The sequence below is a fragment of the Candidatus Cloacimonadota bacterium genome (genome assembly GCA_011372345.1).
Classification (GTDB): Bacteria; Cloacimonadota; Cloacimonadia; order Cloacimonadales; family TCS61; genus DRTC01.
Window position 1 is genome coordinate 1 of record DRTC01000169.1, and the last position, 3,930, is coordinate 3,930.

A 3,930-nucleotide genomic window follows, 5' to 3' on the forward strand; every position below is an offset into this window, starting at 1 on the left:
ACTTCAAGCAAAAAATTTTCACAATTCAAATCCTACAATTTATTATTTATCACTTGACCTTCCGAACAACCATCTACAAATGACAAACTGATTTTATTGATTGGAGAAAATAATGGGAAGACTTTTCGGATTGGAATATCATGAACATTCGAATTCCTGGTTTTTTAAAAGCTCGATCTTGAATCTTAACATCGATGAAATCAAATATAAAAAATTCCTGGATGAAAATAAAAATATAGTTTTCCAATTTGAAGCAGGAAAAATCCAGAAAAAATATTTTCCCAATAAGATTGAAATTATTTACAATCAAGACCAGAATCGAATTCTTTCTCATCATTGTTCCGAATGTGGAGCTGAAATTTGCAGGCATTATTTAAGCATCATAAATTATGCTTATAAATATCTTTCTACCGATATCCTGATGAGAAATGTCATTCAAACTTACCAGAACCGGCTTTTAGAATATAATGAATACTGGCAGAGAATTGTGATCAATGCTAATATCGAGATTGCTGATATTTTCAGTAATAATACAGATAAGATCAGGTTTTACCTGAAAAGTTACCTTCCTCTCGAAGTAAGATTGATTTCGATCTTGCTGGCAAACCGTGAATTTAAAAATGAAGATATTCCTGAAATTCCGAAAGCAGAAAAACAAGCAAAAGCACTTTCGGAATCCGAAGTAAAACTGTTCTCAATGCTGCAGATCAATAAATGTTCTTATAGCCGTAAAGGAACATTTTTCACCATTTATAAAAAAGATTTTGTGAAATTTTTTCCTGTTTTGAAAAATCTCCGGAAAAAAGTTTTTATCAAAGAAACCGGAGATAATCTGCAATTTTCCGAAGAGAATCTGCGTCTGAATTTTTCAATTCAAAAAAATAATGATGATAATTATATCATAAAACCGGCTTCTAATGAATTTATTTCAGCAGCTTTTATAGGAAAAACTTCCTATATTTTCAAAAAGAATATCGTTTATCCGATAAATCTACCTTTTAAAGAATCAGTAACCTCCCGGATATTCGACGAAGGATTTCCTTTTAAAAAAGCAGACCTCGTCTATTTTTCTTCAATTGTAGCCCGTCAACTCGGTTTGAGCAATTGTTATCTCGATTTCACAGATGACATTGAAATTCCCAAAGTTTATCATAATACTCCGGTGATCACCTTCAAACTTCATAAAGAAGATCATAAGATTATTATGGATGGAATTCTCGATTATGGAAATGAAGTTGAGATTCCTTTATCTGCGATCAGGTTTCCGGTTGAACTGGTCAGGTTTGATCAGAAAAATGAAATTGCCTGGTTCTATATTCCACCCCAAATCAAATATCAGATTTTTAGATTTGTGGAAAAATTACCGGATGCTCAAACAGATAAATTAGAAGAAAATTCTCAATTGATCTTTGAAGGTGAAGAAAATATAGAATTTCTAAAAAAGATCATTTTTGAGCATTCTGATCCATCCTGGAAAATAATTTTAGCAGACGATCTGAAAAATGAATTCGTATATAAAGTCAAGCTGCAACCTATCATCAGGACAAAAAAATCCAACCGGATCAACTGGTTCGAGTATGAAGTCGAATATAAATTCAAGGATATCAGGTTTACCCATTCGGAGTTGAAAAAATTTTTCAAAACAAAAGCAAAATTCATGAAGATGGAAGATGGTCGTCTTTTATTTTTCGATGATAAGAAAACCTTCGAAGAAGTCGATAAATTACTTAAAAGAAGCAAGAAACTTCCCTCCGAAGGCTATAAATTATCGGTTTACAATTTGCCTTATATTTACCAGATAAGTTCTGTTTATGAGGGAATTAAGATCGAAGGTGATGATTTTCTGGAGGAAATGTTTTCTGCGATCATCAGAAGAAAACTCGATGAAAATTCAATTTTACCTTTTTTCCTGAAACCGATTATGAGAAGCTATCAAAAAGCAGGTTTCCGCTGGTTGAAAATGCTTCAGCATTATCACCTTTCCGGAATTCTGGCAGATGAAATGGGTTTGGGGAAAACGATCCAATCTATTTCGATCTTATCGGATCTTCCTCAAAATTCAAGATCGCTCGTGATCTGTCCTAAAACTCTTTTGTTCAATTGGGGAGCGGAAATCCGGAAATTCAATAGAAATCTCACTTTTATCATTTATGAAGGAAACCAGAATGAAAGGAAAGCGATCCTCGATAATCTGAATGTTAATGTTATGCTTGCTTCTTATTCGATCATTCAAAATGACATCGATAATTTAGCGGAAATCGAATTTGACTATTTAATTCTCGATGAAGCTCAACATATCAAAAATGCTTATGCTTTGCGCACCAAAGCCATAAAAAAACTCAAGTCCAAACATAAATTAGCATTGTCCGGAACACCTGTGGAAAATAATCCGACAGAACTCTGGTCTATCTTTGATTTCCTGATGTCAGGATATTTTCCTTCTCTCCGCAGTTTCAAGAATGAGTTTGCGAGCCAGCCCGGAAAGAGAACTGAAACATACGAAAAATTGAAACTGATGATCTCTCCCTTTATTTTAAGAAGGAAAAAAAAAGAGGTTTTGATCGAACTTCCGGATAAACAGGAACAGGTCGCTTATTGCAAATTATCTCCATTACAGGAAAAAATGTATCTGCAAATTATTGAGTCTGTAAAAAAAAAATACCTGGTAAAAAACGAAGATATCGGACAGAATTATATGCATATTTTAGCTGCTTTGACCAGACTCAGGCAGATCTGCAACCATCCGGCTTTGCTCGATAATTCCATAAAAGACAGATTGGAATTCTCAGCAAAAACCGAACTTCTGCATGAGATAATTTCTGATGCAGTTGAAAGCGGAAAAAAATTACTCGTTTTCAGTCAGTTCGTCGGGATGTTAAAAATCCTGCAGAAAATGATCAAAAAAATGAGAATTCCTTTTGAATATATGGATGGTTCGACCAAAAACAGGCAAAAGATAATTGAAAATTTTAATAATAATAACAATATCAAAATTTTCCTGGTCAGCTTGAAAACCGGAGGTTTCGGTCTCAATTTAGTTGCTGCCGATACGGTCATAATCGTTGATCCCTGGTGGAATCCCATGGGAGAAAACCAGGCGATAGACAGAGCTCACAGGATCGGGCAAACCAAAAAAGTGATGGTTTACAAAATTATCTCCAAAGGTACGATCGAAGAGAAGATACTCGATCTGCAGCTAAATAAAAGAGAGATGTTTGAAAGTCTGATCGATCAGGGACAAAGTGTGATCAAGAAGATGAGTTCGGAACAATTAAGGGAATTACTGGAATATTGAATACCTTTTCGTAGATCGGAACTTGTTCCGAGAACAATTTTACACCACTCTCGTTCTACTTTTCCTTTTTTTAGATGAACAAGACAGACTATCCGATTGAACTCGAAAGACGAAGTCATTAAGTCGAGAACAACCGATATAAACTGTTGCAATTCTCGACTCATATTCCTTTCAGTCATTGCGAGTCAAGTATTGCTTGATGACAATAAATCAAATGGAATATTTTATTATAAACACCGACAGAAAAGTTGAGATCAAGATCAAGAGATCAAGGTTCATTGCACTTCTACATCCTGTTGAAACCATCAAAGATGCAAAAGAATTCATCTCTCAGATCTCTAAAGAACACAAAACCGCCAACCATAACTGCTGGGCATATATTATCGGGGATAAAGGAGAAACATTCCATTCATCCGATGCCGGAGAACCTTCCGGAACTGCCGGAAAACCGATCCTTAATACTTTGAAAAAACATAACCTGACAAATATCGTTGCCGTTGTTACCCGTTATTTCGGAGGAGTTAAATTAGGAATTCGCGGCTTGATAGAAGCATATTCGGAAGTTGTTGAACAGACAATTGAAGAAGAACCTTTGAAAAAATTAGTGAAAGTACAAAAATATGAAATAATTACAA

2 protein-coding genes are annotated in these 3,930 nt (G+C 34.6%); both read left to right on the forward strand.

All coding sequences use genetic code 11. From position 1 onward, the window contains the following. The first annotated feature begins 112 nt into the window (after positions 1–112). Complete coding sequence (locus ENL20_03270) at positions 113–3,295, forward strand: ATP-dependent helicase (GenBank protein ID HHE37577.1); 3,183 nt, start codon at positions 113–115, stop codon at positions 3,293–3,295. 214 nt (positions 3,296–3,509) lie between these two features. Continuing rightward, the coding region (locus ENL20_03275) for a YigZ family protein (protein ID HHE37578.1) at positions 3,510–3,930 on the forward strand (421 nt) is incomplete at its 3' end.

Bases quoted from the DNA above. Each gene is read 5' to 3' on its own strand.
- ENL20_03270 (HHE37577.1), top strand. From the start codon at position 113: ATGGGAAGACTTTTCGGATTGGAATATCATGAACATTCGAATTCCTGG.